Source organism: Luteolibacter sp. SL250, assembly GCF_026625605.1.
Classification (GTDB): Bacteria; Verrucomicrobiota; Verrucomicrobiia; order Verrucomicrobiales; family Akkermansiaceae; genus Luteolibacter.
In genome coordinates this window covers 2,249,112-2,267,081 of record NZ_CP113054.1, presented here as the reverse complement: position 1 = coordinate 2,267,081, position 17,970 = coordinate 2,249,112, and the positions used below count along the sequence as shown (strand labels likewise).

The 17,970-nt window shown below is 63.8% G+C and carries 15 protein-coding genes; 12 read left to right on the top strand and 3 right to left on the bottom strand.

The features are described 5' to 3' along the window. The first annotated feature begins 20 nt into the window (after positions 1-20). Complete coding sequence (locus OVA24_RS10055; protein WP_267675083.1) at positions 21-1,220, top strand: Gfo/Idh/MocA family protein; 1,200 nt, start codon at positions 21-23, stop codon at positions 1,218-1,220. Between the two features lie 108 nt (positions 1,221-1,328). Here the strand turns inward: OVA24_RS10055 and OVA24_RS10050 are convergent, their stop codons facing one another. Further along, complete coding sequence (locus tag OVA24_RS10050) at positions 1,329-1,772, bottom strand: GNAT family N-acetyltransferase (protein ID WP_267675082.1); 444 nt, start codon at positions 1,770-1,772, stop codon at positions 1,329-1,331. A 91-nt stretch (positions 1,773-1,863) separates the two neighbouring features. On the opposite strand from OVA24_RS10050, the gene OVA24_RS10045 reads away from it, so the two are divergent. The 7 genes from OVA24_RS10045 (at position 1,864) to ligD (ending at position 9,697) form a co-directional block, all read left to right on the top strand. Beyond that, on the top strand, positions 1,864-3,237 hold the full coding sequence (locus OVA24_RS10045) for a DUF1552 domain-containing protein (RefSeq protein WP_267675081.1): 1,374 nt from the start codon (positions 1,864-1,866) through the stop codon (positions 3,235-3,237). A 111-nt stretch (positions 3,238-3,348) separates the two neighbouring features. Beyond that, a complete protein-coding gene (locus OVA24_RS10040) occupies positions 3,349-4,167 on the top strand; it encodes a PEP-CTERM sorting domain-containing protein (protein ID WP_267675080.1) in 819 nt (272 codons plus the stop codon). Positions 4,168-4,202: 35 nt separating this feature from the next. Further along, on the top strand, positions 4,203-5,096 hold the full coding sequence (locus OVA24_RS10035; RefSeq protein ID WP_267675079.1) for a glucose 1-dehydrogenase: 894 nt from the start codon (positions 4,203-4,205) through the stop codon (positions 5,094-5,096). A 147-nt stretch (positions 5,097-5,243) separates the two neighbouring features. After that, positions 5,244-5,555: a hypothetical protein gene (locus OVA24_RS10030; protein ID WP_267675078.1), complete on the top strand. Its 312-nt coding sequence runs from the start codon at positions 5,244-5,246 to the stop codon at positions 5,553-5,555. Positions 5,556-5,574: 19 nt separating this feature from the next. Further along, a complete protein-coding gene (locus OVA24_RS10025) occupies positions 5,575-6,459 on the top strand; it encodes a YihY/virulence factor BrkB family protein (RefSeq protein WP_267675077.1) in 885 nt (294 codons plus the stop codon). A 30-nt stretch (positions 6,460-6,489) separates the two neighbouring features. Further along, positions 6,490-7,416, top strand: coding sequence for a non-homologous end joining protein Ku (locus OVA24_RS10020; protein WP_267675076.1), 927 nt, complete (start codon positions 6,490-6,492; stop codon positions 7,414-7,416). Further along, positions 7,373-9,697 carry a DNA ligase D gene (gene ligD / locus OVA24_RS10015; RefSeq protein ID WP_267675075.1) on the top strand — a complete coding sequence of 775 codons (2,325 nt, stop codon included), beginning with the start codon at positions 7,373-7,375 and terminating at the stop codon, positions 9,695-9,697. The genes OVA24_RS10020 and ligD overlap by 44 nt, the downstream gene beginning before the upstream one ends. 136 nt (positions 9,698-9,833) lie before the next feature. Here the strand turns inward: ligD and OVA24_RS10010 are convergent, their stop codons facing one another. Both OVA24_RS10010 and OVA24_RS10005 read right to left on the bottom strand, forming a co-directional pair. Further along, positions 9,834-12,155: a hypothetical protein gene (locus tag OVA24_RS10010; protein WP_267675074.1), complete on the bottom strand. Its 2,322-nt coding sequence runs from the start codon at positions 12,153-12,155 to the stop codon at positions 9,834-9,836. Positions 12,156-12,243: 88 nt separating this feature from the next. Further along, positions 12,244-12,960, bottom strand: coding sequence for an AraC family transcriptional regulator (locus OVA24_RS10005; protein WP_267675073.1), 717 nt, complete (start codon positions 12,958-12,960; stop codon positions 12,244-12,246). Between the two features lie 135 nt (positions 12,961-13,095). Here OVA24_RS10005 and xylA point away from each other — a divergent pair, with 135 nt between their 5' ends. The 4 genes from xylA to OVA24_RS09985 all read left to right on the top strand — a co-directional run bounded on the left by xylA (position 13,096) and on the right by OVA24_RS09985 (position 17,763). Continuing rightward, a complete protein-coding gene (gene xylA, locus OVA24_RS10000; RefSeq protein WP_267675072.1) occupies positions 13,096-14,403 on the top strand; it encodes a xylose isomerase in 1,308 nt (435 codons plus the stop codon). Positions 14,404-14,522: 119 nt separating this feature from the next. Next, on the top strand, positions 14,523-15,776 hold the full coding sequence (locus tag OVA24_RS09995; RefSeq protein ID WP_267675071.1) for an SGNH/GDSL hydrolase family protein: 1,254 nt from the start codon (positions 14,523-14,525) through the stop codon (positions 15,774-15,776). Positions 15,777-15,861: 85 nt separating this feature from the next. Then, complete coding sequence (locus tag OVA24_RS09990; RefSeq protein WP_267675070.1) at positions 15,862-16,608, top strand: hypothetical protein; 747 nt, start codon at positions 15,862-15,864, stop codon at positions 16,606-16,608. 12 nt (positions 16,609-16,620) lie between these two features. After that, complete coding sequence (locus OVA24_RS09985; protein ID WP_267675069.1) at positions 16,621-17,763, top strand: glutathionylspermidine synthase family protein; 1,143 nt, start codon at positions 16,621-16,623, stop codon at positions 17,761-17,763. Positions 17,764-17,970: the final 207 nt, after the last annotated feature.

The window sequence follows — 17,970 nt, the reverse complement described above, 5'->3', positions numbered from 1 at the left end:
CGCCTGCGTTTAGATGAGTCATGATGAATTCCACAGGCACCACACGCCGGACTTTCCTGCAGACTTCGTTGATGACCGCGGCGGCCCTGGCTGCGGCGGGCGCGAAGGACGGAGAAAAGCTCCGTGTCGCCGTCATCGGCCACACGGGCATGGGTGACTACGGCCACGGACTGGACAGGATGTGGCTGGAGGTTCCGGGCGTGGAAATCGTGGGCGTGGCGGATGCGGGAGGATTGCAGAAAGCGGCAGCGAACCTGCCCGGAGTGAAGGGCTTCAAGGACTACCGGGAGATGCTGGCCGAGGTGAAACCGGACATCGTCTCCGTGGCTCCGCGGCATATGGCGGAACACCATGCCATGACCATGGCCTCCATAGCCGCCGGGGCGAAGGGCATCTACATCGAGAAGCCCTTCTGCCCCACCTTGCGGGAGGCGGAAGAGATCGTCAAAGCGGCGGATGCGAAGGGCGTGAAGATCGCCGTGGCGCACCGCAACCGCTTCCACCCCGTCCTGCCGGTGGTGAAAACGCTGGTGGAGGAAGAAAAGATCGGCCGCCTGCTGGAAATCCGCGCGCGGGGAAAGGAAGACCACCGTGGCGGCATGCTGGACCTGTGGGTGCTGGGTTCCCACGTGCTGGACCTGGCGGTGTATTTCACGGGAGATCCGGTGTCCTGCACCGCCACCGTGCTGCAGGATGGAAAGCCTGTGGTGAAGGCGGATGTGGCGGAGGGCAAGGAAGGCAGCGGCCCGTCCGCCGGAAATGAAGTCCACGCCCGCTATGAGACGGCGTCCGGCGTGCCGGTGTTCTTCGACTCCATCGCCAACACGGGGACGAAGGAAGGAGCCTTCGGACTCCAGCTCATCGGCACGAAGGGGATCATCGACCTGCGGATCGATGTCGAGCCGCTGGCCCACATCATGGAAGGCAACCCGGTGGTGATGTCAAAGGAACCGCGGGCTTGGGTACCCATCAGTACCGGCGGCATCGGCGTGCCCGAACCCATCGAAAAGCTGGGCCGGAAAGTCGGCGGACATTTCGCCGCGGCGGAGGATCTCATCGCCTCCATGCGGGACGCGGACCGCCAGCCACTCTGCTCCGCCGCCTCCGGCGCGATGACCGTGGCCATGATCTCCGCCGTGATGGCCTCCCACGTCCGCGGCGGCGCGAGGGTGGAGATGCCACTGGCGGAAAAGGAGAATCCCTTCGGCCAGTGGGAATGAGGATGCGGCGCAGCCGACCATGAAACCCGGAAGGGCGGAGAGAATCCATGGCCTTTCCGCCGACAGCCACGGCGGACCGGGGCCGGTCCGACCCTACCATTTTGAGTGCTATTCGAACCGCCGCGCCATCAGGATCATCCGCGGACTCGTGTAGAAGCCGATCTTCGAATAAAATGCCTCCGCCACATCATCGCGGGCAGTGAGCAGATAGATGCGCCGGTTTCCCTGTTCCTCCACACGTGCGGAAAGCCAAGCCATGAGCGCGGTGCCCACGCCCTGCCGCTGGAACCGGTGATCGACACAGGCCTCCTGCAGGTAGTAGTGGTTCCCGCCGGGCCATGGCTGGGAGATTCCCATCACGAAGCCGACAGGTCCCTTCTCCCCTTCGGCCACCACTCCGTAAAATCCGGGCGTCCCGGCCAACTGCGCCAGCCGGGCGAGCGCGACGTCCCGCCCCCATGTCTCGCTCCACGGCGGCTGCGCGAAGGTGGCGACAAAGAGGTCCGTGCAGGCGTCGAGATCGGACGGGAGGAATGGACGGTGCGTGGTCATGGAATGTCCCTTATCAGGGCAGCCCGGGATTGAAAATGCGCCTTGTTCTTTTGAAAGCACCGGGCCTTGCTGGCCGTAGCATCCCGCGCCGATGAATCTTCCCAGCGAACGCCGACACAGCATCTCCCGCCGACATTTCCTCCGTGGAGCAGGTGTCGCGCTCGGGCTGCCGTGGCTGGAGTCGATGAACGCATGGGGCAGCACCGTCGCCGGACAGGCCGGGGCAGCCGTCCCTGCGGCGAAAGGCGCGCCACGCCGCTTCGCCGCCGTCTTCATGGGAAATGGCGTGAACCCCCACCACTGGGGCGCGACCAACGGCCCGAACGGGCTGGAGTTGATGAAGACCCTCAGCCCGCTGGAAGCGGTGAAGGACAAGCTTCTGGTTTTCAAGGGGCTCTGGAACCCCACCACCGTCGCCGGCCCCGGCGGCCACTACCCGAAGATGAACGTCCTTTCCGGCCTGACCGTGAAGCAGACGACCACGGACGTGCAGGTGGGCACCACCATGGACCAGCTCATGGCCCTGGAACTGGGAAGCCGGACCCCCATGCCCAGCATCGTGCTCGGCACGGAGGGGCCGAACTACGGAACCGACAGTGGCTTCACCTCCATCTACTCCGCCTACATCTCCTGGAGCAGCCCCACCACCCCTGCCCCGAAGGAAATCTTCCCCCAACAGGCGTTCGACCAGCTTTTCGACGACGGCAGCCAGCGCAAGCGCGACAAGGGCGTGCTGGACACCGTCCTCTCCGACGCCAACGCGCTGCGCGCCAAGGTGAGCCGCCGCGACGCCCAGAAGCTGGATGAGTATTTCACCTCCGTCCGCGAGATCGAGCAACGGATCGAGCGCGCGGACCTGGCGAGCAAGATCGAGACGAACGGCGCGGGCTGGCAGCCCAGCGTGAAGGCCCCCACCTTCCCACGCCCCGCCGCGGGCATCCCCGTGGATGTCCGGGAGCACCTCCAGCTCCAACTGGACATCATGGTGCTGGCCTTCCAGATGGACCGCACCCGCATCGCAACCATGATGCTGAACAACGACCTGTCCCAGATGAACTTCGGCTTTCTGGGCAACATCAAGGGCGGCCAGCACGAACTCTCCCACCATGCGGGAAACCCGGAGCGCCTGGACATGTACCAGCGCGTGAACGAGTACCACATGGAGCTGCTCTGCGGAACCCTGCAGAAGATGGCGGCCACCAACGAAGGCGAACGCTCCCTGCTGGACAACAGCATGATTCTTTTCTGCTCCAGCCTGTGGGACGGCAACGCACACGACTCCCGCCAGCTCCCCGTGCTGATGGCCGGTGGCGGCGGCGGCACCATCCGCGGCGGACGCATGCTGGACTACAGCAAGGATGAGAACCGCAAGCTCTGCCGCCTGCACATGGCGGTGATGGAGCGCATGGGCATGAAAACCCAGCAGTTCGGCGACGCGGACAGCGCGCTGACGGACCTGGCGTGATCCGCCGCCACGGAAAACCCGTGGTTTGCCAGAATCACATCGACATTTCCGCGAAGTCCGGTTAGTGGGTCGGGAAACCCAGCCCCCTTGGGAAACCCAGCCCCCTTTGAAATGTCATTGAGATCCTCGCTTGCGACCCATGCCCTGTTGATGCTCGCCCTTTCCGCCGGGGCTCACGCGGTGGTCATTTTCAACTCCGATTTCACAACCGATCCCACCCCTACCTTTGCGCTGAATGGTGGCGGTGCGGCTCTTGCCACCATGGGAACCAGCGGCCCCGGAGGATCCCGCGCGATCCAGGTGGTGGACACCTCCACCACTGGCAACGTGGCCGCGCAACTGGTGATGAGCACCGCCGGAGTCCCCACTTTCAACACCACCACCGTAGGACAGGAGACACTCATCTTCTCCTTTGACATGGCGATAACCAGCATGAGTGCAACCGCGAACAACGCCGCCATTCCGCGCATCCTGTTCCGCAACACCACCACCACCGCGCAGGGCATCACCATCGGGCTCGGACTGAACAGCTCGAACCGGCTCATCCTGTTCGCCGCCCGTGGTGACAACGCCACAACCGCCGCGGCAAATCGTGTGGACCTTCATGATTTCGGCGAGTACTCCGCAACTCTGGACGACAACGACACCGACGATGCCTACGTCAATGTGGTCGTCACTTACATCAACGGTGCATCCAGCATGTCGGTGGCGGCTTCCCAGGCAGGGGTTTGGTCAAACAGCGGATCAATCGGTGGATTCCTCAATACCACCAGTTTCAGCAATTCGAACCTCACGGTGCTCGCCGCAACGGGATCCGGCACTGTTGGCACCCTTTACTTCGACAACATGTCCCTGGTGGCCATCCCGGAACCCGCATCCGCCGCGCTGCTGGCACTCGGGGTCATCCCGCTGGTCCGCCGCAGGCGTTGATCCCCGCTGGCACATCGCCTGCGAAAAGGGGTGCCATGCCGAACAAATCCAAGGACCAGGGAGCCTCCACCGGAGAGGCCCAGCTACCGCCACAGCACCAGGATCTCCAACCGGGTGAACAAAGGCCGATGACACCGCAACCCGTGTCCCTCCAGCCGGGTGCGGAAGGAAGCGGACGGTTGGCTGGCAGGGTGGCCCTGATCACGGGCGGGGACTCCGGGATCGGCAGGGCCACCGCCCTCACCTTCGCGCGGGAGGGCGCGGACATCATGATCGTCTATCTTGAGGAGGATGACGACGCGAATGACACCGCCATGGAGATCCGCACCATGGGCCGCCGCTGCGAAGTGCTGGCCACCGACATCGGCGTGGAGGGCAATTGCGTCTCCACCATCGAAGAAACGATTTCCCTTTTCGGGAAGCTGGACATCCTCATCAACAATGCCGCCGAGCAGCACCCGAGGAAATCCATCATGGACATCACGGAACAGGATCTCACAGACACCTTCCGCACGAATGTCTTCTCCATGTTCTTCCTGACAAAGGCGGCTCTTCCCCATCTCCGGCAGTCACCCGGCGCGTGCATCATCAACACCACCTCCGTCACCGCCTACCGCGGCAGTCCGGGACTGGTGGACTACTCCGCCACAAAGGGGGCCATCGTTTCCTTCACCCGCTCCCTCGCCCAGCAACTCGCACCGGAACAGATCCGCGTGAATGCAGTCGCGCCCGGCCCCATTTGGACTCCCCTCATCCCCGCCACTTTTCCGGAGGATGAGGTCGCCACCTTCGGCTCCGACACCCCCCTCGGCCGTGTCGGCCAACCGTGGGAGTGCGCGGAATGTTTCCTCTTCCTGGCTGCGGCGGATTCCTCCTACATGACCGGCCAGGTCATGCACCCGAACGGTGGTGAGATCATCAATGGGTGATTACCGGGCCGGATCGTATTGCACGACGGCAGTCGCAATTTGCACATCCACCAGCACCACTGTCGCGACGTTTTCCTCACCAATGCTGAGTTCCCAACATGGCACGCCACGAGCGACTGCCGCGCGGACATGATCGCCTCAACGCCAATGAAATCCACCTCTCCCAAGCCGACCCGCAGCCGCCGGGCCGCAATTTCGTCGGGCGGACTCCATACCTACTCGAAGAACCCGATCATCAACCGTTTCCTCCAGCTCACCGTCGAGGAAGGCCAGTTCATCCGCAGCGTGACGTTCTGCTACTGCACCAGCAATTCCAGGCAGATCGTCTTCTCGTTCGATGACGGCTCCGACCAACGGATGGTGTCGGACCACGACTATAGCGCCTTCAACGACTGGTGGAAGGACGCGTGCGATTTCCTGAAGCGGCTCCGCGGCGTCCATCTCAGCCCGGCAGCCTGATTCGCCCCAATCCTCCGGAATGAAGGAACTCTGGATCACCCTGCGCCGGACGGGCGAGGAGTTCTTTGACGATCATGTACCCAGGCTGAGCGCCGCGCTGGCCTACTATTCCATCTTCTCCCTGGCACCACTGCTGCTCATCGCCGTATCGATCGCCGGGATCTTCTTCGGTGACGATGCGGCGAACGGCGTGTTGGATGATCAGTTGAAATCCAGCATGGGGGAAACGGCCGCGGCCACGGTCCAGGAGATGTTGGCGAATACGCGGAAGCCCGCGGACAATCTTCTTGCCACCCTCACCGGGCTGGTGCTGCTGGTCATCGGCGCGGGAGGTGTGTTCGGCCAGCTCCAGGATGCGCTCAACACGGTGTGGGGCATCTCGCCGAAGCCGGGGCGCGGCGTGAAAAGCGTCCTGAAGGACCGCTTCCTCTCGTTCTCCATGGTGCTGGGCATCGGCTTTCTCCTCCTCACCTCCCTGGCGCTGTCCGCGTTCCTTCAGGGAGCCAGCGATCTGGTCGCGCGCGTGCTGCCACTGCATCCGCTGTTCTGGAACGGCCTGAGCGCCATCCTTTCCTTTTTCGTGATCACCGCGCTGTTTGCAGCCATCCTGAAGATCCTGCCCGATGCGGAGATCGGCTGGCGTGACGTGGTGGGTGGCGCGGTATTCACGTCCGTCCTGTTCTCCCTCGGAAAATTCGCGCTGGGCTGGTACCTCGGCAGGGAGGCTACCTCCTCGAGCTATGGCTCGGCGGGATCGCTCGTCCTGATCCTGCTGTGGGTCTACTATTCCTCCACCATCCTTTTGCTGGGCGCGGAGTTCACCCAGGTGCATGCCAGCCTTCGTGGGCGGCGCATCCGCCCGTCCTCCGGAGCTGTCCGCAAGGGCAAGTTGCCGCCGGAATGAGGGTGGCACGGTGATTGCGAAAAATGACCCATGGCCCGTTCAATCTGGAAAGGCTCCATCGCATTCGGTCTGGTGAACATCCCCGTCGGACTCTCCACCGCGGAGGTCCGGCCGGACATCCAGCTCCACATGGTGGACAGCAAGAACCACGCCCGCATCCGCTATGAACGGGTGAACGCGGACTCCGGCGAGGAGGTGCCGTGGGACCGCATGGTGCGCGGCTATGAACATGACGACGGAAAGTTCATCCTGCTGACGGACGAGGACCTGGAGGCCGTGCAGCCGAAACTGACGAAGACCATCGAGATCACCGACTTCGTGCCACTGAAGGACATCGATCCCCTGTTGTTCGACAAGCCCTACTACCTGGAGCCGGAGAAGCGCGGGCGGAAGGCATACGCCCTCCTGCGCGAGGCGCTCCGGAAGTCCGGCAAGGCGGGCATCTCCCGCGTGGTCATCCGCACCCGCGAGTATCTTTCCGCCATGTTCGTCCGGGAGGACGCGCTCATCCTCATGCTGCTGCGCTTTCCCCAGGAGATCAAGGCGGCCTCGAAGCTGGATCTCCCGTCCTCCGGCGCGAAGGAGTACCAGCCCGCGAAGCGGGAGATGGAATTGGCTGAAAAGCTCATCGGCGAAATGAGCGGAAAGTGGAAGCCGGACTCCTACCACGACGAATACCGGGAGGCGCTGATGGACTTCATCGAGAACAAGATCAGCTCCGGCAAATCCGTCGATGATGTGAAGGACGGCGGCGAGGACGACGAGGAGGAGGAAGATGGAAAGGTGCTGAACCTGGCGGACTACCTGGAACGCAGCGTGAAGTCGAAAACCGGCGGCGCGAAAAAAGCGACCACGAGGACCGCGAAGAAGACTCCGGCAAAGAAGGCCCACGCGAAGAAAACCACCACCAAGCATGCCAAAAAAGCCGCCAGCAAGAAAGCGAAGCGTAGCGCTTGAGAAATACCACGCGAAGCGGGACTTCACGAAGACCCGCGAGCCGACCACCGGCAGGCGGTCAAAGGACAGGCGGCTGTTCGTGGTGCAGGAGCACCATGCGCGCTCGCACCATTTCGACTTCCGTCTGGAGATGGATGGCACGCTCGCCAGTTGGGCCGTGCCGAAGGGCATTCCGGAAGATCCTGAGGAGAAGCGGCTGGCCGTGCATGTGGAGGACCACCCCATCGGCTACGCGGACTTCGAGGGCAACATCCCGGAGGGCAACTACGGCGCGGGACACGTGGCCATCTGGGACCGTGGAACGTGGGAGCCGCTGCACCGCAACTGGCGGAAGGAGTATGAACAGGGAAAGCTGGAGTTCGCCCTAAACGGCAGCCGCCTCGCCGGTGCCTATGTGCTGGTGCGGATGAAGGAAGAGCCGAACTGGCTGATGCGGAAGATCGTGAAGGAAGGCCTCCCGCTGCCGGATCTGGAAAAGGAGACCCCCGGCTTCATCTCACCGCAGCTCGCGAAGGTGGTGCCCGCCGTACCCGCCGGAAAGGAATGGCTGCATGAGATCAAGCTGGACGGCTACCGCCTGATCGCGGTGCGGAAGAAGAAAGAGGTCCGCCTTTTCACGCGCACCGGCTTGGACTGGACGGATCGCTTCGGACCGCTGGCGAAGGATCTCTCAAAGTTGCCTGGCGGAGATTTCATCCTCGATGGAGAGGCCGTCGTGCATGACGGGAAGGGCCGGACCCGCTTCGGTGCATTACAGGAGGCCCTGAAGACAGCGGAGGGAAAAGGCATCGTCTTCGTCGCCTTCGACATCCTGCATGCGGATGGCGTGAACCTGCGCCCGCTGCCGCTGGTGGAACGGCTGAAGCATCTGGAGAAGCTCATCCCCGGTGACACGGGAGTGGTCCGCCGCTCAAACACATGGCCCGGGCCGGATGGTCCCGCGTTGTTCAAGGAGGCGTGCAAGTTGGGGCTGGAGGGCATCATCAGCAAGCGCGCCGGCGGACGCTACCACGCCGGCCTGCGGCGGGACTGGGTGAAGTCGAAATCGCGCCCACGGCAGGAGTTCGTCATCTGCGGATACACGCCGCCGAAGGGATCATGCCCCGCGTTCGGCGCGCTGGTGCTGGGATCCTTCGACGGCGGCAAACTGATCCCCCGAGGCAAGGTCGGCACCGGCTTCACCGATGGACGACGCCGCGAACTGCTGCAGCGGATGAAGCCGCTGGCGAAGGACAAGCCCCCATTTCTTTTCCCCGAGAAGCACGTGACCTGGATCCGTCCGGAACTGGTGGCGGAGATCGAGTTCGCGGAACTCACCGCCGACGGCTCCATCCGCCAGGGCAGCTTCATTTCCCTCCGCGAGGACAAGGCCGCCGTGGACGTCCATCTGGATGCCATCCAGAAAGCCACCGCGGATGCCGGGGATCTCAATATCATGAACATCACCATCACCCATCCGGAGCGCGTGGTCTTTCCCGACGACGGCATCACGAAGCTGGAGGTCGCGCGGTTCTACGAGCGGGTCGGAAAACTGATGCTGCCCTACGTGCGGAATCGCCCGCTGGCCATCCTGCGCGCGCCGGATAGCATCGGCGGGCAGGTGTTCTTCCAGAAGAGTTTCAAGACGCACGTGCCGGATCATGTGCACACGAAAACGCTGGAGGATGGGACGGAGATCTTCTACGTGAAGGATCTGAAGGGGATCATCTCGCTCGCGCAGTTCGGGATGGTGGAGATCCACCCGTGGGGTGCGGCGTTCCCGAACCTCGACAAGCCGGACCAGATCATCTGGGACCTGGACCCGGACAGCGCGGTGCCTTGGAAGGAAACGCTCGGTGCGGCCTTCCTGCTGCGGGATTTCCTCGCGGAGCGCGGGCTGGAAACGATGGTGAAAACCTCCGGCGGCAAAGGCCTGCATGTCATCCTGCCGCTGAAGCGCGTGCATGGATGGGACGTGATCAAGCCTTTCTCGAAAGCTGTTGCCGGTGCCATCGCGGAGTTCAACCCGAAGCGCTTCGTCGTCACCGCCAGCAAACAGAAACGGTCGGGAAAAATCTACATCGACTGGCTGCGGAATGGCAAGGGAGCGACCTGCGTGGTGCCCTGGGGCCTGCGGGCCAGGGCGACCGCCCCGGTTTCCACTCCGGTGAACTGGGATGATCTCGCGGACGTGGCGCAGACCGGCTTCCACATCAACGAGCCGTTCTCACTGCCGGAAGACTGGAAGGGCATCAAGCCGCAGTCCGTGACGAAGAAACACATGGCGGAGTTCGGGCTGTAGACATCGGCGAAACGTGGCTGCGGCGTCCCGCCGCAGGGTCCGATGGTCCGAGGCCGCCTCACTCCGCCAATCCCTTGCAACGACGGCGGGACGCCGTCGCCACGGCCTGCGGCGGGGCGCCGCAGCCACTGACACCTCACTTCGCGAACTTCACCCACTCGATGCCTTTCACGGCATATCCGAAGTCATCCCCCTTCGGATTCCCTCCGATGGCGATGGCCTCGATGGCAGGGCGGTCCAGCTTGCCGCTGGAATCGTGCGGCGTGTAGTTCGCCCAACTGAACTCATCGAACAACATGACCACCCGGTGCGGCTTTCCGTCGGCGGGAACATCCGGCAGACTGATGGACCATGTGGCCCCGTTCGGTTCCTTGAGCATCGCATGGTAGGTGGCGGGCGTGGTGCCGGCGGTGATCGTGAAGGCGATGCCGTCCCACGAATCATCCGGACGATCCCCCGCTGGCAGCGGCAGCCATGGATACACCCAGCGGTCGCCGCCTTTCATCTTCGCCGTCACTTCCACGGAGCCTTCCTTCACGGCGAATCCGAGATCCGCCTTCGACGACGAGGGCTTCCAGTTCCCCTGTTCCTTCGCAACTGCAATTTCCTTCCGAGCCAGTGGCGTCACATCACCCAGCGACGTGTTGATCCGGACCACGGAGAAACAAGGGTCCATCCCCGGCGCGGTCGCGGTGATCTTCACCAGCATGGGCCGTGCGGGAATGGGTGCTCCGATGAGCTTCAGCGACAGCGTCCCGTCCCAGCGCCCCAGCGAGCCGATGGTGGCGGTGTTCCCGGACAACGTGCCGGACAGCGCCGCGTCCGTCTCCAGCGTGACGGAGACAGCGGCCTCTCCTTTCCCGAAGTGATAGACGCGCAGCGGCACCTCCATCGTCTCCGCACCGCGGAGGAACCATGAAGAATTGTCGAGCCGCAGGCGATCGGGCGGAAAGACGGTCTGGATGACCAGCGAGCTGCAGTCTTTCTTCTCCGCCGCCGGAGCTTTCGGCGCGGGCTTCACCGGCAGCTCAGCAGATGCGGGAAGGACAAGATAGACAGGATCCTCCCCCACCCGCTTCGGAACGGTCATCTCGCGTCCGAGAAAATCGTAAGCCTTCTCCGCCCCCAGCGCCGGCAGCGCGGCACCGTCCCCTGACCAGGCGGCAACGACCTTCTTCGGCTCGCCGTCGATCCGGACATCGAAAGCATAGGCGGAGGCCTCCCCGTCGAGCTTTCCGAGCGGCTTCGCTCCCGCCAGCAACCTGCCCGCCGCGGCCAGCGCCACGTAATCCGCGCGCGGCGTGTTGTCCCCGTTGAGCACGCCGAAAAGGATGCCGTTCTCCAGATAGTGCGGCAGCACGAAAGTGAAGAACTGCTCCGGACCCTCGTTCAGACCGGTGACCAGGTTGGTCGTCAGGAAACGGGCACGGAGTTTCCGATCCCCATCGGACAGCTCGACATCGCTTTTTTTCACCCCCTGCCGGAAATGGAAGTAGGACTCCGTGATCCACACCGGCTTTCCGCCGGATGCCTTCCTCATGGTGGCATACGCCTGCGGGATGCCACCACGGACATAGTGGTGGAAGTTGAACGTATCGAAAGCGGTGGCATCGAGATTCTCGATGAAGTTCATGATCACCCCGCTCTCCCGGTGCTCCGCGAAGACGTTCTGCCCGACGATCGCGTCCGGATCCCCCGCGCGGATGCCGTGCCACGCGGCCTTCTGGTAGGCCATCATCTCCGCGCCGGTGTGGCTGCCGAAGTTGGAGGTATCCCCCTCGTTCCATGGCTCCCACGCCCGCACCTTGCCCTTCCAGCGGGCGGACATGGCTTTCATGTAGTGATAGGCGTCCCGATAGTCGTCCGGGAAATGCTTCGCGTCCGCTCCCGCCCACTTTGGCGTGCCGTGGAAGACCTGCAGCACCTTGAGCCCCTGCGACGAAAAGGCATCCACGCTCCGGTCATACTTCGTCTCCGGAGCGAGCTTCCCTTTCTCCGGCTCCGTCTCCGGCCAGCTCAGGCGATCCCTCACCCAGCCCACTCCGGCGAGCGCGGAGAGGCTCGCCGCTTCCTTGAACCCGAAGGCCGCGCCGTCCTTGTAGAACCACGCGGCGGCGGTATCGATGGCGATGGGCGTGTCATCCGGCACCGGCGCCTTCAGCGGTTCCAGCACCGCAAAGGTGGTGCGGGCCTTCCGCGCACCATCGTCCGGCAGTTGCCAGACTTCGTAGTATCCGACACCGGCCTTTCCCAGCTTCGCCTCGGCACCCGTCCCGCCGCCGACCTGTTTCCCATCGTAGTCCACGCAGATCCACTTTCCCCCGTCGGCAGCTCCTGACTTCACCACCACCTCCTGCCCGGAAAGGAACACATTTCCCGGATTCCCCTCCAAGGGGCGGAGCTGCGCAAAGGCGACGGAACCGAGTGCCAAGAAGATGAGAAGGAATCTGGATTTCACGGCGGCATCATACGGGATTCCGCCCGGAAATCCTACACTGGATGGAGTAAGGAGGGTGGACACTCTTGTCCACCCTCCTTACTCCTCCTTACAACCCCTTCCTGAACTGCAGCGGCGTGATGCCCAGATATCTCCTGAAATACTGCGTGAAGGAACTCTGGTCACAGAATCCGCAGTCCGTGGCGATGGAGGAAATGGGGGCGTCGCTCTGCTTCAGCAGCTTGCACCCGGCCTGCACCCGCGTCTTGTGGATGAACTCCTGCGGGCTCATTTCGAAGACCTGCTGGAACTGCCTCCGGAACTGCCGCTCGCTCAGTCCGCACATCGCCGCCAGGGCACCCATGGATAGCCGCTCCGCATATGCCGTCTGGATGCGTTCCACCGCCTTGCTGATACGGGCGTTCGCCAGGAATGTGCCGCGCTTTTCGCTGAGGCTGTGCGTCGTCCCCATCACGCCCACCACGCTTCCGTCCATCGCGTAGAGCGGGAACTTGTTCGTCGTGTACCAGTCCAGGATCCGGTTCTCATCGAACAACACCTCCACCCGTCCCAGGATCGGTTGCCCGGTGGACATGACCAGGTGGTCGTCATCCACGATCCCCTTCGCGATGTGGGCGGGGAAAAAGTCGCGATCGCTCCTTCCGGTCAGCTCATCCAGGGAACGCAGCCCGTAGCGCCTGACCATGGCCGCGCTGGCGGAGATGATGTTGCCCGCCCGGTCCTTCGCGAAGAAGCACACGTTCGGCAGGTGTCCCAGCAGGCTCATGAACTGCACGGTGGGATCGTAGGGAGTGTCGGTTTTCATGGGGTGATCCGCCTTACCGGGGAGCGGACGCATTTTATGCCAATCCGGCCATCTTGCTCCAAAAAAATGCGCGCACCGCCCGGATCGCATGCTGGAACCTTGCGCGTCCCGTGGGAACCCCGTAGTACCCGTTCCATGTCCTATTTTCCCGGCATTCCGAAAATCCAGTTCGAAGGCCCGTCCTCGAAGAACCCTTTCGCCTTCAAGCACTACAATCCCGACGAACTCGTCGAGGGCAAGACGATGCGCGACCACATGCGGTTCGCAGCCGCCTACTGGCACGTCATGCGCAATGGTCTGGGTGATCCCTTCGGTGGTGGCACCGCCCTCATGCCATGGGACGACCAGTCGGACTCCGTGGAGAACGCGATCAAGCGCGCGGACGTGTTCTTCGAGTTCCTCGACAAAATGGACATCGGTTACTACTGCTTTCACGACCGCGACATCGCGCCGGAACTGAACAACCTGGCGAAGTCGAACGAGGCGCTGGAGAAGGTCACCGACCACCTGCTCCAGCTCCAGCAGTCCACCGGGAAGAAACTCCTCTGGGGCACCGCCTGCCTTTTCTCCCACCCACGCTACGCGCACGGCGCGGGCACTTCACCGAATGCGGAGGTCTTTGCCTATGGTGCCGCGCAGGTGAAAGCCGCGCTCGACGCCACGCTGAAGCTCGGCGGTGAGGGTTACGTTTTCTGGGGTGGCCGGGAGGGCTACGCCACCCTGCTCAACACGGACATGAAGCGGGAACTGGATCACCTCGCCGCACTGCTCCACCTCGCCGTGGACTATGCGAAGAAGATCGGCTTCACCGGCCAATTCTACATCGAGCCGAAGCCCCGCGAACCCTCCACCCACCAGTATGACTCCGATGCGGCGGCGTGCCTGAACTTCCTCCGCGAATACGGCCTGATGGACCACCTCAAGCTGAACCTGGAGACGAACCACGCCACGCTGGCTGGTCACACCATGCTGCATGAGATGACCGTCGCGGCAGCAGCGGGCGCGCTCGGCTCCATCGACGCGAACCAGGGTGACGAACTCATCGGCTGGGACACCGACCAGTTCCCGACCGACATCTACCTCACCACCTCCATCATGCTGAAGCTGCTGGAAAGCGGCGGTTTCACCACCGGCGGCCTCAACTTCGACGCGAAACGCCGCCGCGAATCCCACGAGCCGGAGGACCTCTTCCACGCCCACATCGGTGGCATGGATGCCTTCGCCCGTGGCCTGAAATCCGCCGCCGCCATCCGTGCGGACGGACGGCTGGAGGAGTTCGTCACCAAGCGCTACGCCTCCTGGAACGAAGGCATCGGTGCGAAGGTGGAAACCAAGGCCATCAGCCTGGAGGAGATCTCCGCCCACGTCCTCAGCCAACCGGAGCCGAAGCTGGCCTCCGGTCGCCAGGAGATGCTGGAGAACCTGGTGAACGAGTTCATCTGAGCGATCCCGGCACACCCGCGATTTTCCAACTCCAGCTTGCCCGGCACGGGCGGGCTGGAGTTTTTTGATGCCCGTGTATAGATGGTGAAACACGCACCGCTCCGCCACGTTCCCCGACCATGAAACCCGCACTCTTTCCCATCGCTGCCATCATCTGCTCCTCCGTCTGCCATGCAGAGATCCCGGAAACCAGCGCGCGCGGTGGCCTGCCGAACGTGCTGGCAAAGCTCGACGCGGGTGAGCCCGTCCGCGTCGCCTATCTGGGTGGCAGCATCACGGAGGCGGCGGGTTGGCGGGTGTTGTCGCTGGAGTGGCTGCGGGAGAAATACCCGAAGGCCGGCGTGGAGGAGATCAACGCTACTTTTTCCGGGACGAACTCCGCGTTCGGGGCCTTCCGGCTGGGGCGCGAGGTGGTGGCTAAGAAGCCCGACCTGCTGTTCGTGGAGTTCGTGATGAATGACGGCTCGACGGACCCGCAGCGGACCAGCCGTGCCATGGAGGGCATCGTCCGCCAGTTGTGGACGGCGGCTCCGGCGGCGGACATCTGCTTTGTCTACACCGTCGGAAAAAGCACGCTGCCCCTCTACCAGGCCGGCAGCCGCCCACCGGCGGTGGAGGCCATGGAAAAGGTGGCGGACCACTATGGCGTGCCGTCCATCGACTTCGGGCCTGCGGTCGCGGAGCTGGAAAAGTCCGGCAAGCTCACCTTCACCGCTCCCCTGCCCTCCGCACCAGCGGCGGACGGGAAGATCATCTTTTCCGGTGATGGCGTGCATCCTCACGTGGAGACCGGCCACCCGCTCTATCTGGCCGCCATCCAGCGATCATGGCCCGCCATTTCCGCCGCCGCGAAATCCGCAGCCCCCCACCAGCTCCCCGCACCGCTCGATGCCGCATCATGGCAGCGGGCCGCATTGCTCCCCATGAAGGGGCTCGCCCGGCGGGGCAACTGGCGGGAACTGGCTGCGGATGCGCCACCCATGAAATCCGCAGGCTCCCGCGCACCGCTCATGTGGTGCGGGGAAAAGCCCGGCGACGCCATCGAGTTCAGTTTCATCGGCACCTGCTTCGGCCTTTACTCGCTGAAAGGCCCGGACTGCGGGACATTCCGCGTGACGGTGGACTCCCTGCCTCCGGTGGAGGCGGCGAAGTTCGACAGCTTCTGCGTGGCGGACCGCTGGCGCGTCAGCCCATGGATCTACCCGCAAGACCTGCCCGACGGCGTCCACCGCGTGCGCATCGAGATGACAGGTACCGCTCCGGACAAAAAAGCGGTGCTGAAGGACCATTTCGCAAAGCTGCCGCCGGACCAACGCGATGGCACGCGCCTCTACGTGAGCGACGTCATGGTCATCGGCGCCGCAGAGCGCTGAGCGCCGCCGCGTGGAAAGGTATTCCGCTTTTGGAATCCGCATCTCGTTGACGGGGGGCACCATCCGCACCGATACTCCGCCGCCCATGAAGATGAAACGCAGCTCCTCCGCCTCACCCCGCCCCAACGGCATCCTCCGCTGGTCCACGCTCTGCGTGTTGGCCGGTGGTCTGGCCAGTTGCGAAAAGGAGGACAGCTACACCTTCACCGAGAAGGACGCGGCGATGGCAAAGCTCCAGTCCGGCATCGACAAGCTGGACTCCCAGCACGCCCTGCTGAAGTCCGGCGAGGTGGCGAACAATTTCCACATGGACGGCGTGGGCTACTACCACGCGGAGCGGCGCGAATTTTTCCCGCAGCCCTACAACCTGCGGGCGAATGACGGACGTTATTTCGTCGATGGTTCCTGGCAGGCGCAGCCCGGTCCGGACTTCGTCCCGTCCAGCCGCCCGTCCCCGGAATCCCTGAAAAAGGTCGATGCCGCCCTCACCGAGGCCCGCAAGGAAGAGGAAAAATCCGGTGGCAACACCGCCAGCAACAGCGGCGGCGGCTTCAGCGGCACGAACATGCTGCTCATGTACATGCTGCTCTCCGGCAACCGCGGTCTGTTCTCTCCCGGTGCGGGCTTCCAGCAGACCGACCGGAACCCCGCCGACCTGAACCGCCGCGCGATGGATGAACGCCGCACCGCCGCCGGCCATGCCTCCGCGAATCCCGGTTACCGCAGGGCCGTGGAGCAGAGCCGGATGCAGGGCACTCCGGTGAGACCGGGCCAGTCCGTGCGCGGCGGCTTCGGCTCGTCCCGCAGCAGCGGCTTCACCTCCGGCAGTTGATCCGCCTTTTCCATGAGAGACATCCGACTTGATACCCGGCTCCCCCGCCACAACTGGAAGCAACGGGTGGAGGAAGCGGGCCTCACCTGGCATGGCGCCGACGGCCTGCCCTACTGGACGGAGGATCGCCATCTGGTGATGACCCTGCAGGCGGCGGAGACGCTGGAGGCGGCCGCCAATGAGATGCACGCCATGTGCCTGCATGCCTGTTCGGAGATCGTCACCCGCGGTTGGCTCGACCGCCTTTCCCTGCCGGAGGAGGCCGCCCGTCTGGCGGAGGCGTCCTGGCGGATGGAGGACTCCTACCTTTACGGCCGGTTCGACTTCGCGTGGGACGGCAATGGCCAGCCGAAGCTGCTGGAGTACAATGCCGATACCCCCACTTCCCTGCTGGAAGCAGCCGTCGTCCAGTGGCAGTGGCTGGAGGATGTGGCTCCGGAAGGCGACCAGCTCAACTCCATCCATGAAGCCCTCATCGAGCAGTGGAAGCAGGAACGCGCGGAGCTGATCCACTTTGCCTGCGTCTGGGAGAACGAGGAGGACCGCCAGACCATCGCCTACCTGGCGGAGACCGCGGAGCAGGCGGGCAAGCAGGTGGAGCTGATGGACATGGGCGAGATCGGCCTGTCACCTGAGGGACGCTTCACGGACACCCGGGAGCGCCCCATCGAGCGGATCTTCAAGCTCTACCCGTGGGAGTGGATGGCGAAGGAGGATTTCTTCGGGGAGGTGGCGCTGGAGCGCGACCGCTTCCTGGAACCCGCCTGGAAGATGATGCTCTCCAACAAGGCGCTGCTCGCCATCCTCTGGGAGCTGAATCCCGGCCATGACCTGCTCCTTCCCGCCTTCCTGGATGAACGCGGGCTGCGTGCCGCCGGCGTCACCCGCTGGGTGGAGAAGCCGCTTTTCGGCCGCGAGGGCGCGGGAGTGAACATCCTCCACCACGGACGCATCGTCACCTCCGGCATCCCTCACCAGGGACAGGAGCCGCGCGTCTACCAACAGCACATGGATCTCTTCAATGCAGGCGGCCTCCATTTCGTGTGGGGCCTGTGGATGATTGGCGACGAATGCCGTGGCCTCTCCGCACGCGGTGATACCTCCGCCGTCACGGGAAATCTCAGTCGGTTTGTTCCGCACCGCATCGAGGGGTAGCGGCGGAGCCGCCCTCAAACACAAGGTAGGGCCGGACCGGCCCCGGTCCGCCGTGGCTTTTCGCGGAATGCCCATTGATGATCCACTACGACGAGGCTCCGCAGGCCAATCGGCCTATCAGCTTCGGCGCGCCCGGCGGTCGCGACCCTACCATTCTCCAGAATTCCGCCACCTTTTGGATCTTTCCTATCCGCGGATCAGCTCTAT

What these genes read in the sequence shown, in the direction of transcription:
- OVA24_RS10045 (WP_267675081.1), top strand. Translation starts at nt 1,864, where the DNA reads ATGAATCTTCCCAGCGAACGCCGACACAGCATCTCCCGCCGACATTTC.
- OVA24_RS10025 (WP_267675077.1), top strand. Translation starts at nt 5,575, where the DNA reads ATGAAGGAACTCTGGATCACCCTGCGCCGGACGGGCGAGGAGTTCTTT.
- OVA24_RS10050 (WP_267675082.1), bottom strand. Translation starts at nt 1,772, where the DNA reads ATGACCACGCACCGTCCATTCCTCCCGTCCGATCTCGACGCCTGCACG.
- OVA24_RS09995 (WP_267675071.1), top strand. Translation starts at nt 14,523, where the DNA reads ATGAAACCCGCACTCTTTCCCATCGCTGCCATCATCTGCTCCTCCGTC.
- xylA (WP_267675072.1), top strand. Translation starts at nt 13,096, where the DNA reads ATGTCCTATTTTCCCGGCATTCCGAAAATCCAGTTCGAAGGCCCGTCC.
- ligD (WP_267675075.1), top strand. Translation starts at nt 7,373, where the DNA reads ATGCCAAAAAAGCCGCCAGCAAGAAAGCGAAGCGTAGCGCTTGAGAAA.
- OVA24_RS10035 (WP_267675079.1), top strand. Translation starts at nt 4,203, where the DNA reads ATGCCGAACAAATCCAAGGACCAGGGAGCCTCCACCGGAGAGGCCCAG.
- OVA24_RS10020 (WP_267675076.1), top strand. Translation starts at nt 6,490, where the DNA reads ATGGCCCGTTCAATCTGGAAAGGCTCCATCGCATTCGGTCTGGTGAAC.
- OVA24_RS10030 (WP_267675078.1), top strand. Translation starts at nt 5,244, where the DNA reads ATGAAATCCACCTCTCCCAAGCCGACCCGCAGCCGCCGGGCCGCAATT.
- OVA24_RS10055 (WP_267675083.1), top strand. Translation starts at nt 21, where the DNA reads ATGATGAATTCCACAGGCACCACACGCCGGACTTTCCTGCAGACTTCG.
- OVA24_RS09985 (WP_267675069.1), top strand. Translation starts at nt 16,621, where the DNA reads ATGAGAGACATCCGACTTGATACCCGGCTCCCCCGCCACAACTGGAAG.
- OVA24_RS10040 (WP_267675080.1), top strand. Translation starts at nt 3,349, where the DNA reads ATGTCATTGAGATCCTCGCTTGCGACCCATGCCCTGTTGATGCTCGCC.
- OVA24_RS10005 (WP_267675073.1), bottom strand. Translation starts at nt 12,960, where the DNA reads ATGAAAACCGACACTCCCTACGATCCCACCGTGCAGTTCATGAGCCTG.
- OVA24_RS09990 (WP_267675070.1), top strand. Translation starts at nt 15,862, where the DNA reads ATGAAGATGAAACGCAGCTCCTCCGCCTCACCCCGCCCCAACGGCATC.